This is a genomic window from Ornithinibacillus proteolyticus (genome assembly GCF_039581225.1).
GTDB lineage: Bacteria > Bacillota > Bacilli > Bacillales > Amphibacillaceae > Ornithinibacillus > Ornithinibacillus massiliensis.
In genome coordinates, this window is record NZ_JBCPXV010000023.1 from 13,253 (window position 1) to 31,065 (window position 17,813).

General features: G+C 36.0%; 21 protein-coding genes. 8 read left to right on the top strand and 13 right to left on the bottom strand.

Annotated elements, in window-relative coordinates; all coding sequences use genetic code 11:
• Positions 1-84: 84 nt before the first annotated feature.
• Positions 85-786 (top strand): YetF domain-containing protein, encoded by a 702-nt coding sequence (locus AAIB49_RS11800; RefSeq protein WP_425516481.1) that lies wholly within the window; start codon positions 85-87, stop codon positions 784-786.
• Positions 787-1,137: 351 nt separating this feature from the next.
• Here the strand turns inward: AAIB49_RS11800 and AAIB49_RS11805 are convergent, their stop codons facing one another.
• The 4 genes from AAIB49_RS11805 to AAIB49_RS11820 form a co-directional block, all read right to left on the bottom strand.
• Positions 1,138-1,803 carry a nucleoside deaminase gene (locus AAIB49_RS11805; RefSeq protein ID WP_343458153.1) on the bottom strand — a complete coding sequence of 222 codons (666 nt, stop codon included), beginning with the start codon at positions 1,801-1,803 and terminating at the stop codon, positions 1,138-1,140.
• Between the two features lie 134 nt (positions 1,804-1,937).
• On the bottom strand, positions 1,938-2,210 hold the full coding sequence (locus AAIB49_RS11810) for a hypothetical protein (RefSeq protein ID WP_211741690.1): 273 nt from the start codon (positions 2,208-2,210) through the stop codon (positions 1,938-1,940).
• 72 nt (positions 2,211-2,282) lie between these two features.
• Complete coding sequence (locus tag AAIB49_RS11815; protein ID WP_339215846.1) at positions 2,283-2,480, bottom strand: hypothetical protein; 198 nt, start codon at positions 2,478-2,480, stop codon at positions 2,283-2,285.
• Positions 2,481-2,567: 87 nt separating this feature from the next.
• On the bottom strand, positions 2,568-2,783 hold the full coding sequence (locus AAIB49_RS11820; RefSeq protein ID WP_211741692.1) for a hypothetical protein: 216 nt from the start codon (positions 2,781-2,783) through the stop codon (positions 2,568-2,570).
• A 225-nt stretch (positions 2,784-3,008) separates the two neighbouring features.
• Between AAIB49_RS11820 and AAIB49_RS11825 the strand changes: the two genes are divergently transcribed.
• Positions 3,009-3,500 (top strand): CotY/CotZ family spore coat protein, encoded by a 492-nt coding sequence (locus AAIB49_RS11825; RefSeq protein WP_211741693.1) that lies wholly within the window; start codon positions 3,009-3,011, stop codon positions 3,498-3,500.
• Between the two features lie 49 nt (positions 3,501-3,549).
• On the opposite strand, the gene AAIB49_RS11830 is transcribed toward AAIB49_RS11825, so the two are convergent.
• Together AAIB49_RS11830 and mgtE are read right to left on the bottom strand one after the other, a co-directional pair.
• Positions 3,550-4,113: a CotO family spore coat protein gene (locus AAIB49_RS11830; protein ID WP_339215849.1), complete on the bottom strand. Its 564-nt coding sequence runs from the start codon at positions 4,111-4,113 to the stop codon at positions 3,550-3,552.
• Positions 4,114-4,597: 484 nt separating this feature from the next.
• Complete coding sequence (gene mgtE / locus AAIB49_RS11835; protein ID WP_339215850.1) at positions 4,598-5,959, bottom strand: magnesium transporter; 1,362 nt, start codon at positions 5,957-5,959, stop codon at positions 4,598-4,600.
• A gap of 147 nt (positions 5,960-6,106) precedes the next feature.
• Between mgtE and AAIB49_RS11840 the strand changes: the two genes are divergently transcribed.
• Both AAIB49_RS11840 and prpE read left to right on the top strand, forming a co-directional pair.
• Positions 6,107-7,276, top strand: coding sequence for an FtsW/RodA/SpoVE family cell cycle protein (locus AAIB49_RS11840; protein ID WP_339215852.1), 1,170 nt, complete (start codon positions 6,107-6,109; stop codon positions 7,274-7,276).
• A gap of 51 nt (positions 7,277-7,327) precedes the next feature.
• Positions 7,328-8,074, top strand: a complete 747-nt coding sequence (gene prpE, locus AAIB49_RS11845) for a bis(5'-nucleosyl)-tetraphosphatase PrpE (protein ID WP_339215854.1) — start codon at positions 7,328-7,330, stop codon at positions 8,072-8,074.
• Here the strand turns inward: prpE and AAIB49_RS11850 are convergent, their stop codons facing one another.
• The 3 genes from AAIB49_RS11850 to yjbM are packed head-to-tail and all read right to left on the bottom strand — an operon-like array spanning position 8,075 to position 10,410.
• On the bottom strand, positions 8,075-8,956 hold the full coding sequence (locus tag AAIB49_RS11850) for an RluA family pseudouridine synthase (RefSeq protein WP_339215856.1): 882 nt from the start codon (positions 8,954-8,956) through the stop codon (positions 8,075-8,077).
• A 19-nt stretch (positions 8,957-8,975) separates the two neighbouring features.
• Positions 8,976-9,776: an NAD kinase gene (locus AAIB49_RS11855; protein ID WP_186871358.1), complete on the bottom strand. Its 801-nt coding sequence runs from the start codon at positions 9,774-9,776 to the stop codon at positions 8,976-8,978.
• A 25-nt stretch (positions 9,777-9,801) separates the two neighbouring features.
• On the bottom strand, positions 9,802-10,410 hold the full coding sequence (gene yjbM / locus AAIB49_RS11860) for a GTP diphosphokinase (RefSeq protein ID WP_186871359.1): 609 nt from the start codon (positions 10,408-10,410) through the stop codon (positions 9,802-9,804).
• Positions 10,411-10,533: 123 nt separating this feature from the next.
• Here yjbM and AAIB49_RS11865 point away from each other — a divergent pair, with 123 nt between their 5' ends.
• The 4 genes from AAIB49_RS11865 to AAIB49_RS11880 all read left to right on the top strand — a co-directional run bounded on the left by AAIB49_RS11865 (position 10,534) and on the right by AAIB49_RS11880 (position 12,968).
• On the top strand, positions 10,534-11,103 hold the full coding sequence (locus AAIB49_RS11865) for a CYTH domain-containing protein (RefSeq protein WP_339215858.1): 570 nt from the start codon (positions 10,534-10,536) through the stop codon (positions 11,101-11,103).
• An 81-nt stretch (positions 11,104-11,184) separates the two neighbouring features.
• Positions 11,185-11,565: a globin domain-containing protein gene (locus AAIB49_RS11870; RefSeq protein ID WP_339215859.1), complete on the top strand. Its 381-nt coding sequence runs from the start codon at positions 11,185-11,187 to the stop codon at positions 11,563-11,565.
• Positions 11,566-11,579: 14 nt separating this feature from the next.
• Positions 11,580-12,476, top strand: a complete 897-nt coding sequence (locus tag AAIB49_RS11875) for a ClpXP adapter SpxH family protein (protein WP_339215861.1) — start codon at positions 11,580-11,582, stop codon at positions 12,474-12,476.
• 318 nt (positions 12,477-12,794) lie between these two features.
• Positions 12,795-12,968, top strand: a complete 174-nt coding sequence (locus AAIB49_RS11880) for a hypothetical protein (RefSeq protein WP_339215862.1) — start codon at positions 12,795-12,797, stop codon at positions 12,966-12,968.
• A gap of 83 nt (positions 12,969-13,051) precedes the next feature.
• Here the strand turns inward: AAIB49_RS11880 and pepF are convergent, their stop codons facing one another.
• The 4 genes from pepF to spxA form a co-directional block, all read right to left on the bottom strand.
• Positions 13,052-14,866, bottom strand: a complete 1,815-nt coding sequence (gene pepF, locus AAIB49_RS11885) for an oligoendopeptidase F (protein ID WP_339215864.1) — start codon at positions 14,864-14,866, stop codon at positions 13,052-13,054.
• Between the two features lie 92 nt (positions 14,867-14,958).
• Complete coding sequence (locus AAIB49_RS11890) at positions 14,959-16,152, bottom strand: competence protein CoiA (protein ID WP_339215865.1); 1,194 nt, start codon at positions 16,150-16,152, stop codon at positions 14,959-14,961.
• Positions 16,153-16,231: 79 nt separating this feature from the next.
• Positions 16,232-16,930, bottom strand: a complete 699-nt coding sequence (gene mecA, locus AAIB49_RS11895) for an adaptor protein MecA (protein ID WP_343458154.1) — start codon at positions 16,928-16,930, stop codon at positions 16,232-16,234.
• Between the two features lie 344 nt (positions 16,931-17,274).
• The gene (gene spxA, locus AAIB49_RS11900; protein WP_186871367.1) at positions 17,275-17,670 is read right to left on the bottom strand and encodes a transcriptional regulator SpxA; all 396 of its coding nucleotides are present in this window, start codon (positions 17,668-17,670) and stop codon (positions 17,275-17,277) included.
• Between the last annotated feature and the right edge of the window lie 143 nt (positions 17,671-17,813).

The following is a 17,813-nucleotide window of genomic DNA, read 5'->3' on the forward strand; positions in this document are numbered from 1 at the left end:
TTCGCTGGGCGAGCTGTTTTATTATTTTCACGCATTACATAGCACAATTGGGAAACCCTATTAGTGGAAAGGGGACGGTTAATTGTGCCTTCATATTCTCAAATGCTAGTGGACACTATTTTTGGTTTCTTTGCTCTATTTCTCCTGACAAAAATTCTAGGAAAAACACAAATATCACAACTAACTGCCTTTGACTTCATTTCAGCAATCATCCTTGGTGAATTGGTTGGGAATGCTTTATTTGATGACAACTCAGGTATATTACAAATTGGGTATGTTCTATTATTATGGGGTAGTTTATTATATGTCACAGAAATTATCACCCAAAAATTCAAGTCAACAAGACCTTTATTAGAGGGATCACCAGAAATAGTGATACGTAAAGGAAAATTAATTAGAGATGTGATGAAAAAGAATAAATTAGACATCAATCAATTGCAGCATATGCTCCGTGGTAAAGATGTATTCACTTTACGAGAGGTGGAGTATGCTATATTAGAAACGAATGGTACATTATCTGTATTAAAAAAGTCAGATTTCCAAACGCCTACACGGAAGGATATGAAGCTAGCACCTCAACCTGCTAATCTTTCTGTAACGTTAATTAATGATGGGGAAATCATTTATGACAACTTACAGGAAAGAAACTTGACCGAGGAATGGCTAATGGATGAGTTAAAAGAACAAGGATACGATAATGTAAAGGATGTTTTTTATGCTGAATACATGAAGGATGAGGAATTATTAGTGTTACCATTTATTAATCGAGGAAAACAAAAGAAATAGCATGATGGCGAAGTTGATAGGAGACTGGGACAAAAGGATGAATCTTAAAGTAAAAACCGAATGATGAGCTACGACCACGCTCCGGAAATATACTTGCGGTTGCTTCCAGTACAGGGGCGACATCTGCTCGAAAAGACCATCGCAGTGTCTACCTTGCACCTTATCACAGCATAAGTGCGACATCTGCTCGAGAGAACCTCGCAGTGTCTTCTTTACCGCCGGGCGGCTGCCTTAGCCTCCTCGTGCCACTTCTTTAGGGGTCTCAACCTTGCCCTTTCCTCCCGCAGGAGTCTACGTATATTTCCGGAGCTAGTATCGTGTATCATTCGGTTTTACATTTAATTCTATTAGTTATGTCCTAACCTCTTCTTTCATTTTTCTAATATCAACCACCATTTCATCAAACATCTTCGGAAATGTGTTCGGTTCATCCTTTATGTACAAAAGTTTATTAGAAGCAAAATAATCCCTTCCTAGTGAAACTCCTATTGGATAATCAATCGCATGTGCAGCAATTAATTCTGCAGAACGAGCATTTTCATAACGCAACAAGAAATCCGTTCTTAATATCATTTGAATTTCACTTAAAATAGGATGTGGCCCATTTACCTTGATATTTCTCGACGCAATAAAACCATGTTGATCCTTAATCGTTGTACCACCTGCAAGCTTATCATCTAAAGCAGCAAAGTAAACCTGTTTGATTTTGGAAAGGATAATGGCACCGAAACATTGAATACATGGTTCCATTGTGGAATAAATTGCTGCCCCCTCGAGTAGGTTATAATCACTTAGCTCTAATTGTAGTAATACATTCATTTCAGCATGTGCTAAACGATTGGAACAAATTTGCTTTGCTGGGGCAGTTTTTTCATGTATTCTATTTCTTCCTTCTAACATAATTTCTCCATCCTGGTTAACAAGTACTGCACCTATTGGGATAGACCCATGACAATATGCCTCCCAAGCTTGTAAGAAACTTCTTTTCCATGGTTCTCCCAAATCACACCATCTCATACGTATCCCTCCTTATTTTCATTATTTTATAAAAATTATAACATAATGAAATAAAAGAAAAATACTTCTATATAAAGTGCGCTTAATTAAATTGAACTAAGTTAAGCTACACGCCATACACATCATCCAACCTACTAAATACGTTCATTAATAAATTGCCCTAAACCTGTAATCTCTGTATAGATAGCATCGACTTCACTAAATTCGGAAACAGATTGCTCCACTTCATTTAGAATCAAGTCTACTTTATTATTCCTAATTTCTTCTTGATGCTGTAATTCTTCATATTTTGCCTGTAATCCAGCTTTATATGGTTTTTCCACGGTCGTAATTGTTCTTTTATTCGTTACCATTCTTCTTTGATAATCGGAATACTCATGTTGTTGAATTGGTAATATATATCCCATATTTCTACCTCCTCAACCCTATTTGTAAAGTTATTCGTAATTTTCTATTAGTTTATGTCTGTTCTATAATACTTACTCCCCCATTCTTTTTTCAAAATCCCTTATCCAATTTTCAATATCTGTCATATTCTTCATAAAACGTGTATTCCACGCAATCATTTCCTTTTCAAATAGTACCTTTTTCTTTTCCGGACTTTGCAACCATTTTTCATTCTTTTCAAGGTGTCTTTCTATAATTTCGAGATTTTTCATGAATTTTTCTCTATCCATTTCTTCCCTCCATTCCTTTATAAGCAAAAAAAAGGCAGCAATTAAGCTGCTTATAGTTATGGATGGTGGCAAACTAATGTTAATACGTTAAATCCAAGAAAATGGTCCGCGACCTTTTCTTTCATCGTCTAATTCATCATGGTCACGGTTATCTATGCTGCTTGACTCATATCTTTCATTACCTTCGTCTTGTCTGAATCCACCAAAGAAACGATCTCGTTTTCTTTCCGGTCTAATAATGACATTTTCTGCTTCAATAACAAGGTCTTTAACACGAATTACTCTTCTATTATTCTCTGACATGAATGTCACTCCTCCATGATATTTGCTCGATATTAGTCTATGTCATTATTTAAAATGGGTATGGTCAAGTGCCCTTTTTATTCCTATTTATTTGATTGTTTTACTTCATTAAACATGGATAAGTACCTAAAAATATTTATCGTACAGTCGCCCACACCATATAACACGATGTACATATTCTATTAGAGACAATAGTCAATTAGCTTTAGAAAGGAGAAATGTTTCATGGGTTGTGGCCATGGTAGAGTAGAAGGTGTATCAGCAAAAGAAAACTGCGTTTGTGAGATTCTTCGTGATATTGTAGATGCTCAAAACGATGTTATTGAAAATTGCTGTGATACTAGTTGTGAGCAATCAATCAATGATTTATTAGGTGAAACAGATCCAGGTAATGGGTTGGATACGGTACCTGTCATTTTATACTGCGCAGGTGATTGCAAACCATTTAAAGGATTTGGTGCAAGACGTGGGAACGGATTAGGAACTATCGGTAAGCTTCAATCTAGCTTTATCTTCCGTGTGAAAACTGTAACAGACGACTGCTGTGCTGTTCTAGAGTTACTACGTGATCCTAACGATCCTTGCGAATGTGATCATTTAAAGGATCCTTGTGATCAATCAACTCATAATCTAGAAAACACTGGTATCTGTATCACTGTTGACCTAGATTGCTTCTGTCATGTAACTTGCTTACCAGCTATTAGTGTATTTGATTGATAAATAAGAACACCATGGGATAGCTTTCCATGGTGTTTTCTTTTACTATTTAAAACCCTAAAAGTCTAATATCTGTAATATCTTCTATTGAAACCTCTGTTGTTCTTCTTCCGACCCTCATCTTTATCACTTCATTTTCCTTGTCTAACATGATCCCTCGATACTTATTGTCGTTTGTAACTACTTCACACCGCATTCTTGGTAAATGACTTGGTGTTTTTATGAAATAGTCTATTTTTTCCATAAGGGTCATTTCTTTAAACTTCTTCCGCTCTAATTTATTATCCTCCGACACTTCCTCCAAGCTTGATGAGGATGATTCCATCTCTTCTAGATCTTGTGTAGGAAAAGATGGACGTCTCTTTTTCACTTGTGGTTCTTTTACTTCATTGGCATTCGATATCCCTGTACTAAATGCGTTTAAACTAGGTCTTTTTTTTATTGTCTCTTGTGATTTAGCTCCAGCTTCTGAATGGGTAGGCGATGAGGAGACAGATTGGTTTGTTTGTTTTTTTGTAGACGTATAGGAATGCTGCATCGGTGCGGTTGGCGTATCCACTGTGGGTTGATGAATGTATAGTAACGGTTCTCTTGCATATTTTCTGCGTTTCATTTACTAAACCCCTTTCTATTCTTTGTCGTCAACCTATTATATGACCTAAAGAATTAAATGGTGTTAAATGCCTATTTATAAAAGTGCTTGTTCCTCGCAGAAAACTAAGAAGAGGATGGGACAAAAGAATTTACCTAGGAAAAACCGGATGATGAGCAAGGACCCCGCTCCAGAAATATACTTCATTTCACTTCCAATACAGGGGCGACATCTTCTCGAGAGAAACTCGCAGTGTCTTCTTTACCGCCGGTGGCTGGTGAGCCTTCTTGTGCTACTTCTTTAGGAGTCTCAACCTTGCCCTATCCTCCTACAGGAGTCTACGTATATTTCCGGAGCTAGTATCGTGTATCATTCGATTTTACATTTAATTCTCTTATTTAGACCCAGCCTCCTTTCAAGACATATCTATATTCGTTTACTTGGTTTATATAAAAAACCGAAAACCATATGCTTTTTTAGCTAAACAGTTATCTATACATATTGCTTATAACAATAAACGCATAAAAGTCGTAGCTAGTCCAAAATATATTAGTACCGAAATAATATCATTTATCGTCGTAATAAATGGGCCGGAAGCTACAGCTGGATCAATACGAAAACGATCCATTAGTAGTGGAATAAATGAACCAGCAAGTGTTGCCACAATCAAGGTTAACATGATTGATAAGCCAACTAGAATTCCTAAATATATGTTATCCTGCCATAAAAAGATGACGACAGTTATAATCAAACCACACACCGTTCCCGTGATAAGCCCGGTACCCGCTTCACGAAGAATCAATTTTAGCTTACCAGAATCACCATATTCACCAGTAGCCAGTCCCCGAACAGCTACTGCTAGCGCCTGGGTTCCTGTATTCCCAGCCATCCCCCCAATTAACGGAATAAAAATAGAGAGTATGGTAACTTGATTTAAGGTTTCCTCAAACTGACCAATTAAACTAGCAGTCAATAATCCCAAGAATAATAATATAATTAACCATGGTAAACGTTTCTTTGCAGCTATTAAAGGATTAGTATCCTTACTATCCCCATCAGAAATACCTGCTAAGCGAGAATAATCTTCACTAGCCTCTTCTTCCATAACATCTAAAATATCATCAACGGTAATAATTCCTAATAAATGTTGTTGAAAATCAACAACTGGAACGGCAAGAAAATCATAATCCCGCATGGATTTAGCAACATCTTGCTGATTTTCTGCCACAGAGACGTGGAAAACTTTTTCATTCATAATACTTTCAATCGTTGTATGATCATCAGCAATGATAAGATCCCGTAATGACAGAACGCCGACTAATCTTTTGTCACCATCGACCACATATAAATAATAAATCGTTTCCGCATCTGGAGCTTCTTCTTTCAACTGCTTCATTGTATCTTTCACGGTTTGCATTTTGTTTACCGAGATGAACTCAGTTGTCATAATACTACCCGCAGTCTTTTCCTCATAATGAAGAAGATCCTTAATGTCTTCAGCATCCGCTTTATTCATTATTGTTAAAAAGCTTACAACCTTTTCTTTCTCCATCTCATTTAGGATGTCCACCGCATCATCGGTCGACATTTCAGCAAATACCATGGAAGCATAGTTCGTATCCATTTCAGTGAAGAATGGTTGAATATCTTCAAGCCCAATATGCTCCATCATCGCCGCCACTTCCTCTGGAGAGAGGTAGCTATAAATTAACATACGGTCCATTTTTTCTACTTCCGTAAAAAATAACGCCTGATCATATGGGTGCATGTCTAGAAAACGTTCTCTAAAACCGTATATATTTTCACTTTGTAAAATTTCTAGAAGCCTATTGAACGCTTCCCCCTTTACTTCCTCTTTATTGTCCATATGCAACCCCCTTTTAAATATATCTATCATCGTTATACATACCTGTAAAAATCATTCATCTAATTACAGAAAGATGCTATAATAGTATAATGCGTAAACTATGTTTTAAAAATAACAAAAGTATCATATAGAAAGTAAGGAACAATCATGAATACTAATAAAAATAACATTGATTATACATTAATATCAATTATACTGCTGTTAGGTATCGTGAGTGTTTTCACGATATATACGGTCGAACCCACCTTACCTGCAACATTAGCAGACCAAAACTTCTTTCAAAAACAAATCATTTGGTATGTTGGTGGAGGACTTATCATCGCATTACTTATGCAAATTGACTATGACCGTTTCAGGCAATTAACCTGGATCCTTTATGGAATTGGTATGGTCATGTTACTCATGCTGTTTTTTGGGTTTCCACCAGGGATTGTCCACGAAGTAAATAATGCTGTGAGTTGGTTTAAATTCCCTGTACTTGGAACTCTACAGCCTGCTGAATTTATGAAAGTAATTCTCATTTTAACGTTGGCACATGTTATGTATTTCCATAACCAAAAATATCTCAAACCAACTGTTAAGAATGATTTATGGTTACTATGCAAAATACTATTACTTTCCCTTCCGCCGATGGGACTAATAGCAGTACAGCCTGACTTAGGTGGATTATTAGTTCTTGCCGCTATTACAGGGGCAATGATTTTAGTATCCGGAATTCGCTGGAGCTTGATTTTAAGTATTATACTAATTGCATTAGGCGGAATAGGATTAATTGTTGCTGCCTACTTCCTTTTCCCAGATTCTATAGCTGTATTTTTAGAAGAGACCGTGTTTAAACACGTATCTAGTCGTTTCTACGGGTGGCTTAGTCCTGAACAGTACTCTGAATCTGGTTATCAATTAATGAAAGCGATGATGGCTATTGGGTCTGGTCAGCTTTTCGGAAAAGGAATTGAAGTCATGCAAGTAAGCGTCCCTGAACGCCATACGGATATGATATTTACCGCTATTGCAGAGCAATTTGGTTTTATTGGTTCTAGTATTGTTGTAACATTATTCTTCCTATTACTATATCGCCTAATTTATATCGCCATTCAAAGTAATGACAGTTATGCAAGCTATATTGTAACTGGAACTATAGGGATGTTTGCATATCAAATATTTCAAAACATCGGCATGTCTATTCAGCTACTCCCAATCACCGGTTTGCCGTTACCGTTTTTAAGCTATGGTGGTAGTTCAACCTTAACATATCTATTAGCAATTGGGATTGTATTAAATATTCACTCTCGAACAAAAAAATATATGTTTGAATAAGCGAGAATAGCAGATACTATTCTCGCTTTCCTTTTACAATGAGGTGATAGAATGAAAGTAGATATTATTGGTGATGTTCATGGCTGCTACCAAGAACTTTGTAGTTTGTTTGAGGAATTAGGTTACCAAAGCATAGATGGTATCTACCTTCACCCCGACAACCGTATTCCAGTACTTGTTGGGGATCTAACGGACCGTGGCCCAGAATCGATTAACGTGATTCAAATTGTGCATGAGATGGTCGTGAAGCACAAAAAGGCAAAATATGTACCAGGTAATCATTGTAATAAATTGTATCGTTATTTCTTAGGTAATAAAGTGCAACATCAGCATGGTTTGGAGACTACCATAATGGAGTATATGGCCTTAAACGAAAAAGTGCAGGACCAAATCCGAAGTCAGTTCATAAAACTATATGAGGAAGCACCACTCTACCTACAATTACCAGAAGTAAATGCAGTCGTTGCTCATGCAGGAATTAAACAAGCTTATATTGGACGTAATGACAAAAAGGTAAAAACATTTGTATTGTATGGAGATATTACGGGCGAATTTGATGAGGCAGGTAGACCGATTCGCCGAGATTGGGCACAGCATTATCAAGGGGATGCTTGGATTGTGTATGGTCATACACCTGTACGGAAACCGCGAATCATAAACAAAACGATTAATATTGATACAGGGTGCGTATTTGGTAACAAATTAACCGCATTTCAACTCCCAGAAGAAAGTATTGTCAGTGTTCCATCTAAACAACCTTTTCATCCAGATAAATTCCGATCCTTCCCAGACAGCTAATTACATGTCTGGAAGGATCTGTTTCATATCTTCTGGTAAAGGGGCTTGATAAGTCATCCATTCTTTTGTTCCAGGGTGCTCAAAGCCTAGCTCAAAACAATGAAGCGCTTGACGATTTATTAGCGTTTTCTTACCTCCATATAAATCATCTCCTGCTAGCGGGTGGCCAATATGAGAAAAATGCACACGAATTTGATGCGTCCTTCCTGTTTCAAGCTGTACAGCAAGTAAACTATGGGAATCCGTTTCCTGTACAACTTGATAATGCGTGATTGCTCTTTGACCGTCCTCCCGAACAGTTCGTTCAATTATAGAGCCTTCTTTTCTAGCAATATTAGCATCGATAATACCTTGTTTTTCTTTAAGAATCCCCTCAACTAAAGCATAATACTTACGTTTCACCTTCCCCTTTTTTTGACTGGCTGATAAAATGGAATGACTTAAACGGTGTTTGGCTATTAATAATAAGCCTGACGTATCTCGATCAAGCCTTGTAACGACATGAACCGTATAAGGGATATTATGTGTTTCATAGTAATATAGAATCCCATTCGCTAATGTGCCGCTTTGATGAATAATGGATGGTATAGTAGCAATACCACTTTGCTTATTCATAACCATTATCGCATCATCTTCATACACGATATCTAGTGGTATATTCTCAGCTCGCATAAGCGGCCCCTTTACCTCCATTGCAAACTCTACCGACACAATATCTCCGGACTTTAACTTATAGCGCAAATTCTCCGGCTTGCCATTAACGAGTATTTTTCCCCCATCATAAATAAGACTTTTCAATAGACGTCTTGAAAAGTCTTGATCATTTCGTAAAAATTCACGTAATAGTTTTCCATCTGTGTCATTCTGGATGATCCATCTCATCGAAGTTATCACCTATACTTTAATTATTCTCTGCAATAAAGGAGTCACGTACTCGATTCCAAAACGGGAACGGCCTAAACCGGGCAAAACGAATTTTCTCCTTAGCCACGCGACATTGAATAGATTTCACATTCGTGTAATTATGGGTAATATGGTCAATCGTTATAAAGAAGCTACGATCGACTATTGGCTTTAATAAACAAGTATGATGCTTTGGTAAAATTAACGGAGAACCAATGGTACGAAATACCCGATTATTTATTGATGCCATTTCGGTTAATTGAATTGCCTCTAGAGTCGGGTGAATAATCCCACCACCTAGTGCTTTATTATAAGCCGTACTACCAGAAGGTGTCGATATACATAAGCCATCTCCACGAAATGTCTCAAACCGTTCTCCTCTAATTTCAACATCAAATACAACAGAGCTTTCGGGGGTTTTAATCGTTGCTTCATTTAATGCCAAATATCTATCCGTCTTATTTCCAGTTTTCGAGCGAATTGTAACCTCTAATAATGGATATTCCACAATCTGATAAGGTGTCTTCGCAATTTCGATTACAAGCTTCTCCAATTCCTCAGGCAAGTAATCGGCATAAAACCCTAAATGGCCAGTGTGAATCCCAATAAAAGCTGTTTGGCTAAGTCTATGGTTATAGCGATGGAATGCTTCTAAAAAAGTGCCATCTCCTCCAACTGAAATAACCAAATCCGGTTCTTCGCGATCATATAATAGATCAAAGTCGATTAAATGCTGTTTCATTTTAGCTTTAATCTTATTCGATCTATCGTCTCCCTTTGAAATGATTTTAAACTTCAATCTCATGTCCTCCTATCCAAAACATTTATTTCCGATGAAAAATCCGTCGCGCTTCTTGTATTTCAGTTTTTATTTTTGACATTTCTTCATCTAGCTTAAATGCGGCTTCTGCAGCAAGCTGTAACCTCAACTTAATATCCTCTGGAATTCTACCTTTATATTTATAATTCAAAGAATGCTCATTCGTAGCCCAGAAATTCATCGCTAATGTACGAATTTGAATTTCTGCCATGATCACTTTATTCCCATGAATAGTTTCAACTGGATATTCAATTAGCATATGGAAAGAACGATATCCACTTTCTTTTTCATTAGCTATGTAATCCTTCTCTTCTACTATGGTAAAGTCTTTACGAGATCTCAGCATTTCGACAACGGTATAAATATCATCTACAAACTGACATACAACTCGTATACCAGCTATATCTTGGATATCTTGTTCAATTCGATTAAGCGGTATTTTTCTTTTTTCTGCCTTTTCTAAAATACTTTGCACCGGTTTCACACGTCCAACAATAAATTCTATCGGAGAATGTCTTGTCTCATATTCAAATTGTGCACGCATGCCTTTTAATTTTACCTTTAGTTCTTCAACTACTTGTGAATAAGGTGCAAGTATTGCTTCCCAATTCATTTGGAACACCACCTGTAATGACTATTTCGTTTTTATTTTAACACAAAAGAAATATATATTCTTTGCATAATTACTTCTGTTTCGCCATAATCAATGTAATTAAGAAATTCCTGGAGGTACCAAATGGCACAAGAAATCGAAATCGAATATAAAAACCTATTAACAAAAGAAGAATATGAAACCCTATTGCATAATCTACCTTTTCCAAAAGAAGGGAAAGAACAAATAAATTACTACTTCGAAACAGCAGACTTTAAACTACGTCAACATCATGCAGCATTAAGAATTCGTAAAAAAAATAATCAATACCAACTAACATTAAAAGAGCCTCATCAAGATGGCCTACTAGAAACACATGACTCCCTAACCGAGGCAGAAGCATTATCATGGATTAGTCAACATCCAATCGCAAAAGAAGCGACCACCATTCAATTAAATCAAATGAATATCGAAACAGATGAGTTACACTATGTAGGTAGTCTAACTACAATCCGGCGCGAATACCAGGAAAATGGACTCATAATTGTTTTAGATTATAGTCAATATAATCATGTGGAAGACTATGAGCTAGAGATAGAATCACAAAGTAAAGAAGCCGGTTTAAAAGCTCTTACGAACATTCTAGAAACATATCATATTACCCAAAAAGATACACCAAATAAAATAGCAAGATTCTTTTCTAGTCTATCTTAAAATATAGTACAATCAGATTATTTGCTCACCCTTATTTATTGTTGCTACAATATAGACACCATTGATAAGGAGTAAATAAACGTGAATCATCGAACAATATTTGAAGAAATTGGTGGCTATGAGACTATCGAACGGCTTGTGGCTGCTTTTTATAGACGAGTTGGAAATCATCCGAAACTCACTCCTATTTTTCCAGAGGATCTTACAGAAACCGCAAGGAAACAGACATTATTCTTAACACAATTTTTCGGCGGTCCTCCTATTTATACAGAAGAACGAGGACACCCTATGATGAGACGTAGACACCTACCATTTGAAATTACACCTTCAAGAAGAGATGCTTGGTTAGATTGCATGGAAGCAGCATTAGAAGAAGTGGAAATTGAAGAACCATACCGTACAGCTATATTTGAAAAGTTGACCATGACCGCCAATCATATGATGAATACACCCGAACAATAGAAAGGAGAATCGATGTGAGCTGGGAACGAACTGAGCTAATTAGCTCACAGAAAGCAAACACATCGTCCGAATATAGTTGTGATACTGTAAAAAAACCAATTGAAATATATGTATTTATCGACCCGATGTGTCCGGAATGCTGGTCACTTGAGCCGTATTTAAAAAAGCTATCAATTGAATATGGACGATTGTTTACGCTAAGACCAATAATTTCAGGAGCCTCTAGGCCGCTTAATCATGATAATTTTGATCAACCAAAAAGACTTAGAGAGATTTGGGAACGTACCGCATCTAGAACAGGAATGAGTTGTGATGGTGATTTATGGCTTGAAAACCCAATTCACTCCCCTATCACAGCCTATTTAGCTATTAAAGCTGCTGAGCTTCAAGGAATACGTTATGGAAAAGTATTCTTACGCAAAGTACAAGAAAGCCTATTCTTAAAAAAGATGGATATCTCTAAAGAATCCGTATTGTTGGAGTGTGCAAAAGCTGCCAAGCTAGACATTCAAGAATTTAGAAATGATTTACATTCCGATTCGGCAAGGAAAGCATTACAATGTGATTATAAATTAAACCGTGAAATGGAAATTGATTACATGCCAACGATGGTGTTTTTCCATAAAAATATTGAAGAGCAAGGAATAAAAATCTCTGGTCTTTACCCTTACGAAATTTATGTCCGAGTATTAAGTGAAATGACAGAGCACCTGCCGATTCCTTCACAACATCCTTCGCTAGAAGATTTCGTAAAATGTTTTAGTGTGGTTGGAACAAAGGAAGTATCTGTCGTGTACAACTGGACCCTGGAAAAAGCAGAACGTGAAATGAAAAAACTCCAATTAAAGCAAATTGTAGAAAAGATTCCTGCTAAACACGGGACATTTTGGCAATTTAATGAACAAAGATAACGATGATATTAAACGAGAAAAAACCAAGGGGGGATACCTTGGTTTTTTACTCATTTAAGAAAAAATAAAGGATATACGGGGCAGCGTATATCCTTCTTTTTCTCACTTCTTTGTATCAAAACAAAGGGGGATGGGAGAAAGTTTCATGATCAAACAAAGGGGTTTTGTTTGTGATTCATCTCACATTAATAATATATCAGTTACAACCATTTTTCGCAACTAGTTTGTTTTTCTTTTCACAAATCTGTCACTTCTATTATTACTTTGACTTACATATATATTAATAGACGATTTTCTGATCGGAATAAGGAGGAAATTATGTTGCGAGAATTACTTCCATACTTGTTTATTATCTTAACGTTGTTTGCTGTTTTACTAAATCTATTTGGGTTAATGCAACTAATCCCAATTTATATCACATTACCGATTCTGTTTTTATGTATTTATTTTACTTTATTTTCATTCACCCATCGAAATAAATATCGTGGCTAATTTGCTTATGTTCCTAACCAGACTACTTCTTATAGTACCTCTAAAGTAAAAAGGGTGACCCGATTTAAAGGCCACCCTTTTCCTTATTTATTTAACAGAAGATTCTCCATCTCTGTTAGTTTTTCTTCAAATACATCTAATGCATCTAAGATTGGTTGTTTCGATGTCATATCGACACCAGCTTTTTTCAATACTTCAATCGGATAATCACTACTTCCAGATTTCAAGAAATCTAGGTAATGACCAACTGCTCCTTCTTCCCCTGATAGCATTTTATTAGCTAATGCTGTCGCAGCAGAGTACCCAGTAGCATATTGATAAACATAGTAGTTGTAGTAGAAGTGAGGAATTCTTGCCCACTCTAGACCGATTTCTTCATCTGATACCACTTCATCACCGAAATATTTTTTATTTAGCTCATAATAAATTTCTGTTAAGTTATCTGCTGTTAGTGCTTCCCCTGCTTGTGCGCGTTTATGAATCTCATGCTCGAATTCAGCAAACATGGTTTGACGGAAAACAGTACCACGGAATCCTTCTAAGAAATGATTTAAAATATATAGCTTTTGTTTTTCATCGTTAAGATTGTTTAATAAGTAGTCGTTAAGTAATGCTTCATTCGCTGTAGATGCCACTTCCGCTACAAAGATGGAATAGTTACCATAACGATATGGTTGGAACTTCCTTGTGAAATAACTATGTGCTGAGTGTCCTAATTCATGTGTTAATGTAAACAGGTCACTCACACGGTCTTGCCAGTTCAATAAAATGTATGGGTTCGTACCATAAGCACCTGAAGAGTATGCACCACTTCGCTTACCTTTATTTTCTTCCACATCAATCCAACGATTAGCAAAGCCTTCCTTAATGACCTCTAAGTATTCTTCTCCAAGAGGCTTAAGACTTTCTAATACATATTCTTGTGCTTTCTCATATGGGATTTCCATGTCAACATCTTGGACTAATGGTGTGTACATATCATACATATGCACTTCATCCACACCTAGTATTTGTTTACGTAATTTTCCGTAACGGTGTAATAACGGTAATCTCTCATTAACCGCTTCAACCAGATTATCATATACTGTTTCCGGAATATTATTATTGTCTAACGCAGCCTGTCTAGCTGAATCATAATGACGAACTTTCGCATTAAAATTATGCGACTTAACCGTACCACTTAGTGTAGAAGCAAAGGTATTTTTGAATTGTCCATACGTGTTATACATTGCTTGGAATGCTTCTTTTCGCACTCGACGATCCTTTGATTCTAAGAACCCTACGTAGCGACCATGTGTTAGATCGACTTCTTCTCCCTTTTCATTGGTAATGGTAGGGAATGTTAAATCTGCATTATTTAACATACCGAACGTTTGTGACCCATTAGATAAAGCTTCAGACGCCTCTGCTAAAAGAGCTTCTTCTGACTCTCCTAATACGTGTTTACGTTGTCTAATAATTTCATTTAACACATGTTCATAAAGCTTTAACTCCTCTTTCTCTTCCAGGTAAGTCTTTATCGTTGCTTCATCCATCTTCAGAATCTCTGGTACTAAATAACTCATAGAGCTTTGCGCAAATGTTAATACATTCTCTGCTTTTGCATTCAATGCTTGATAAAATGAGTTTGTCGTATCCTGATCATAACGCATATGTGCATATGTAAAAAGCTTACCAAGTCTTTCTGACAATTCATCTTGCAAGTTTAGAACGTTATATAAAGAGTCTGCAGATTCTGCAACCTTTCCTTTATACTCTGAGATTTTAGGAATTTCATTCTTTAAACTATTAAGCTCTTCTTCCCATACGGCATCCGTTTCAAAGATATCCTCTAATCTCCACGTTCTTTCAACCGGTACTTCACTTCTTGCTTGAAGTTCTTTTGTTGCCTTTGCCATTAATCTTCCTCCTTTACATCATTCCACAATATAGTTATCAGTAAAAATTAGAAAATACTCTAATAACTATATTATTTAGTATAACGAATTAATTATGAATCATGCTCGTATTTTGTCTCGAAAATGTTCAAAAGTTCTTTCAATAATTCTTCATCTCCTTTAAGAGCGTCTTCTATATGCGAATAATGGTGTAAGTTTTTACTTTTACGAAACTCATGCTCGGAGATCTGTTCAATAATTCCTAATGCGGTCAATAGATGAAGGTATTCCATAATGGGGTCAGCAGAGGGCTGTATTAAAGGGAACGGATCTGTTGATATCGTTTTACGAAGCTGAAAATGGCAAGAATTGACGGAAAAAACTGCTCCAATAGGGATAGGGTCAATAAACTCTAAACAAATCCTACTTTGCCAATCCCATAGTGAGGTTAACATTTTATATTGGGAGGAGATAGGAAGATATATAACGGAGGGCAAGAACTCTCGGTGTGTACCTTTGTAATATAACCAATTGTACCAACTCAACTCGGTGCCATATAATTTTTTAGGTTGATACATCCTGTACTGATACTTTGCTTTTCTCCATTCATTAAGGAAAAGTTCCTTTGAAAACACAGACATTTTAAACATATCAAGAAAAATCATGGAATCAAGTTTTTTAATAATGAAATCTCCAATCATTCGTCTTTTTCCTATTTGAAATACATTTCCAATCATCGTGAAAAATTTGCTATGTGGGTCGAAAAAATATAATACGGGGATAGATTGATCCTGGAACTGATGTAAAAACTGCAATAGAAAGTGGTCGACCTTGAAGGAGTGTTTAGTAGTTCGTTTGAGGTTGGTCGCACCTAAAATCCAAATTGGTTGAATTCCGACACTTAGATAACTCCATGTTCGCTTTTTTATCTCTTTAATGGGTATCCTTGCACACTGATATTCCAATGCAATTTTCTTTTTACCGACGCTAAGGAAAATGTCACATCTCTGCTTGATTGACGAAATATATTGTTCAAGCGCCACTTCTAAGCCTTGCTTAATTAGCCATTGATATAGCATGATCTTGCCTTGCTCATGATAGATCCCCTCCCCTCCTTCATGTGTTTGACAATTCTTCCTGTTTTGATGAGCAAAGTGAGGTATTATCTTGGAGCCTGATTTAATAATAACCTTTCCCTTACACACAGGACAAAAAAACACATGATCAGATCGAAGTACTTCAATCTCCTGCTTGGAAAACTCGAATAACGTAATTAGCTTTCCATTATTTAATTTTGCTTGTAGCAAACCAATCACCTCCATCATACTATTTCGATAGAGATGATGAAATTCCTGCAAAAAAAATAAGATACCTATAAAAGGTATCCTATGGATTCACAGGGAAATGTAAGCGAATATCAGCAAAAGTAGTGGTATCGAAAATCTTTTTTCCATACTCTTCTAGTACATGAATGGTGATATTTGAATCATCTCCATATTCAAATACACGAGAAATAATATCTTCCTGTGTATGTTCATCTAGTACATCTTGCGAAAATTCCATATAGAGATAGTATTTTCCATTATAATAATATAATGTTTCCTCCTCACTTCCTGTATCATTGTGGAAGTGGTGACTGAGTTGTATAACATCTTCAAAGTCTTTAAAGCCAGCAATAATCCATAAATTCTCCTCAACGAAGTCATTATCTGCATCATCATTATCGCCATTATCGCTTCTACCAAACTTTTCTTCTAAGAATGATTCTACTTTTTCATCTACAGGAATATCTATAGTAGAGCCATCTTCATCAATTGGAAATTCTAGATTATCTCCATTTTTAGAAAGCTGTGCCTTTGTAACAACAATTTCTAATCCTTTTTCTAGAGCATGAACTTGAATCCATAAAGGGCCATCTACATGAAAGTCTTCTTGATAATTCACTTCATCCATCATCTGCCAGAACAATTGTTCACTACGCTCACGATTATACCAAATTTCTTCCCGTTGAAAACCTCGATCTTCAATATCCACATAAGAGATAAAGAATTTTACTGTGTTCTCATTAATTCTTTCGATTTCCATGCAATTCTCTCCCTTCTATTTCAATCTAGCTCCAGCGAGTTGGAAGCTTCACTTAAGGCGTGTTTACTATACTCGGCTTAAGTGTCCTGCCCATATATTGCTTACTGGGCTTCTTCCTTTTTTATATTCAATAGAGCTAGTTATTCTTATCTATTGAAAAAAGAATACCATCTTATTTATATTGTATGTTAGCATATTGCAATATGAAAATTAATATGCCTATATATAATTATTTAAAATATTATTTTAACTTATTTCATCGAATTTGTCATCATTCTAACATACTAAAAGCGCAGATTCTTGAAATTAGGAATCTGCGCTTTTACTTTGGAAAAGATGGTCACTTAATTAACCATTCTTCTAGCTTCCTCTAATTGAAAAGTTCGTACAGTTCTTGGTAAAAACCTGCGAATCTCATCTTCATTATAGCCAACTTGCAGCCTTTTTTCATCTATAATGATCGGTCTTCTTAGTAAGCCTGGATTCTCTTGAATCAAAGTAAATAATTCTTTTAAAGGAAGCTGATCAATATTTACGTCTAAACTTTGGAATACTTTGGAACGTGTTGAGATGATCTCATCTGTACCATCTTCCGTCATCCTTAATATTTCCTTTATTTCATCTAAAGTTAACGACTCAGAAAATATATTCCGCTCCTTAAAAGGAATTTGGTTGTCTTTCAACCAAGCTTTTGCTTTTCTGCAAGATGTACAACTAGGTGAGGTATAAAGTGTTACCATGTTACTTCACTCCTCATTACTGTTTACAATTCGTAAACCTTTAATCGGTTATTAAATTAAAATTACTTTAAATAACCTATAAGTATAGTATACATCATTTGTCAAGTAATAGATAGATTATTTTCACTAAAAATGTCAAATTC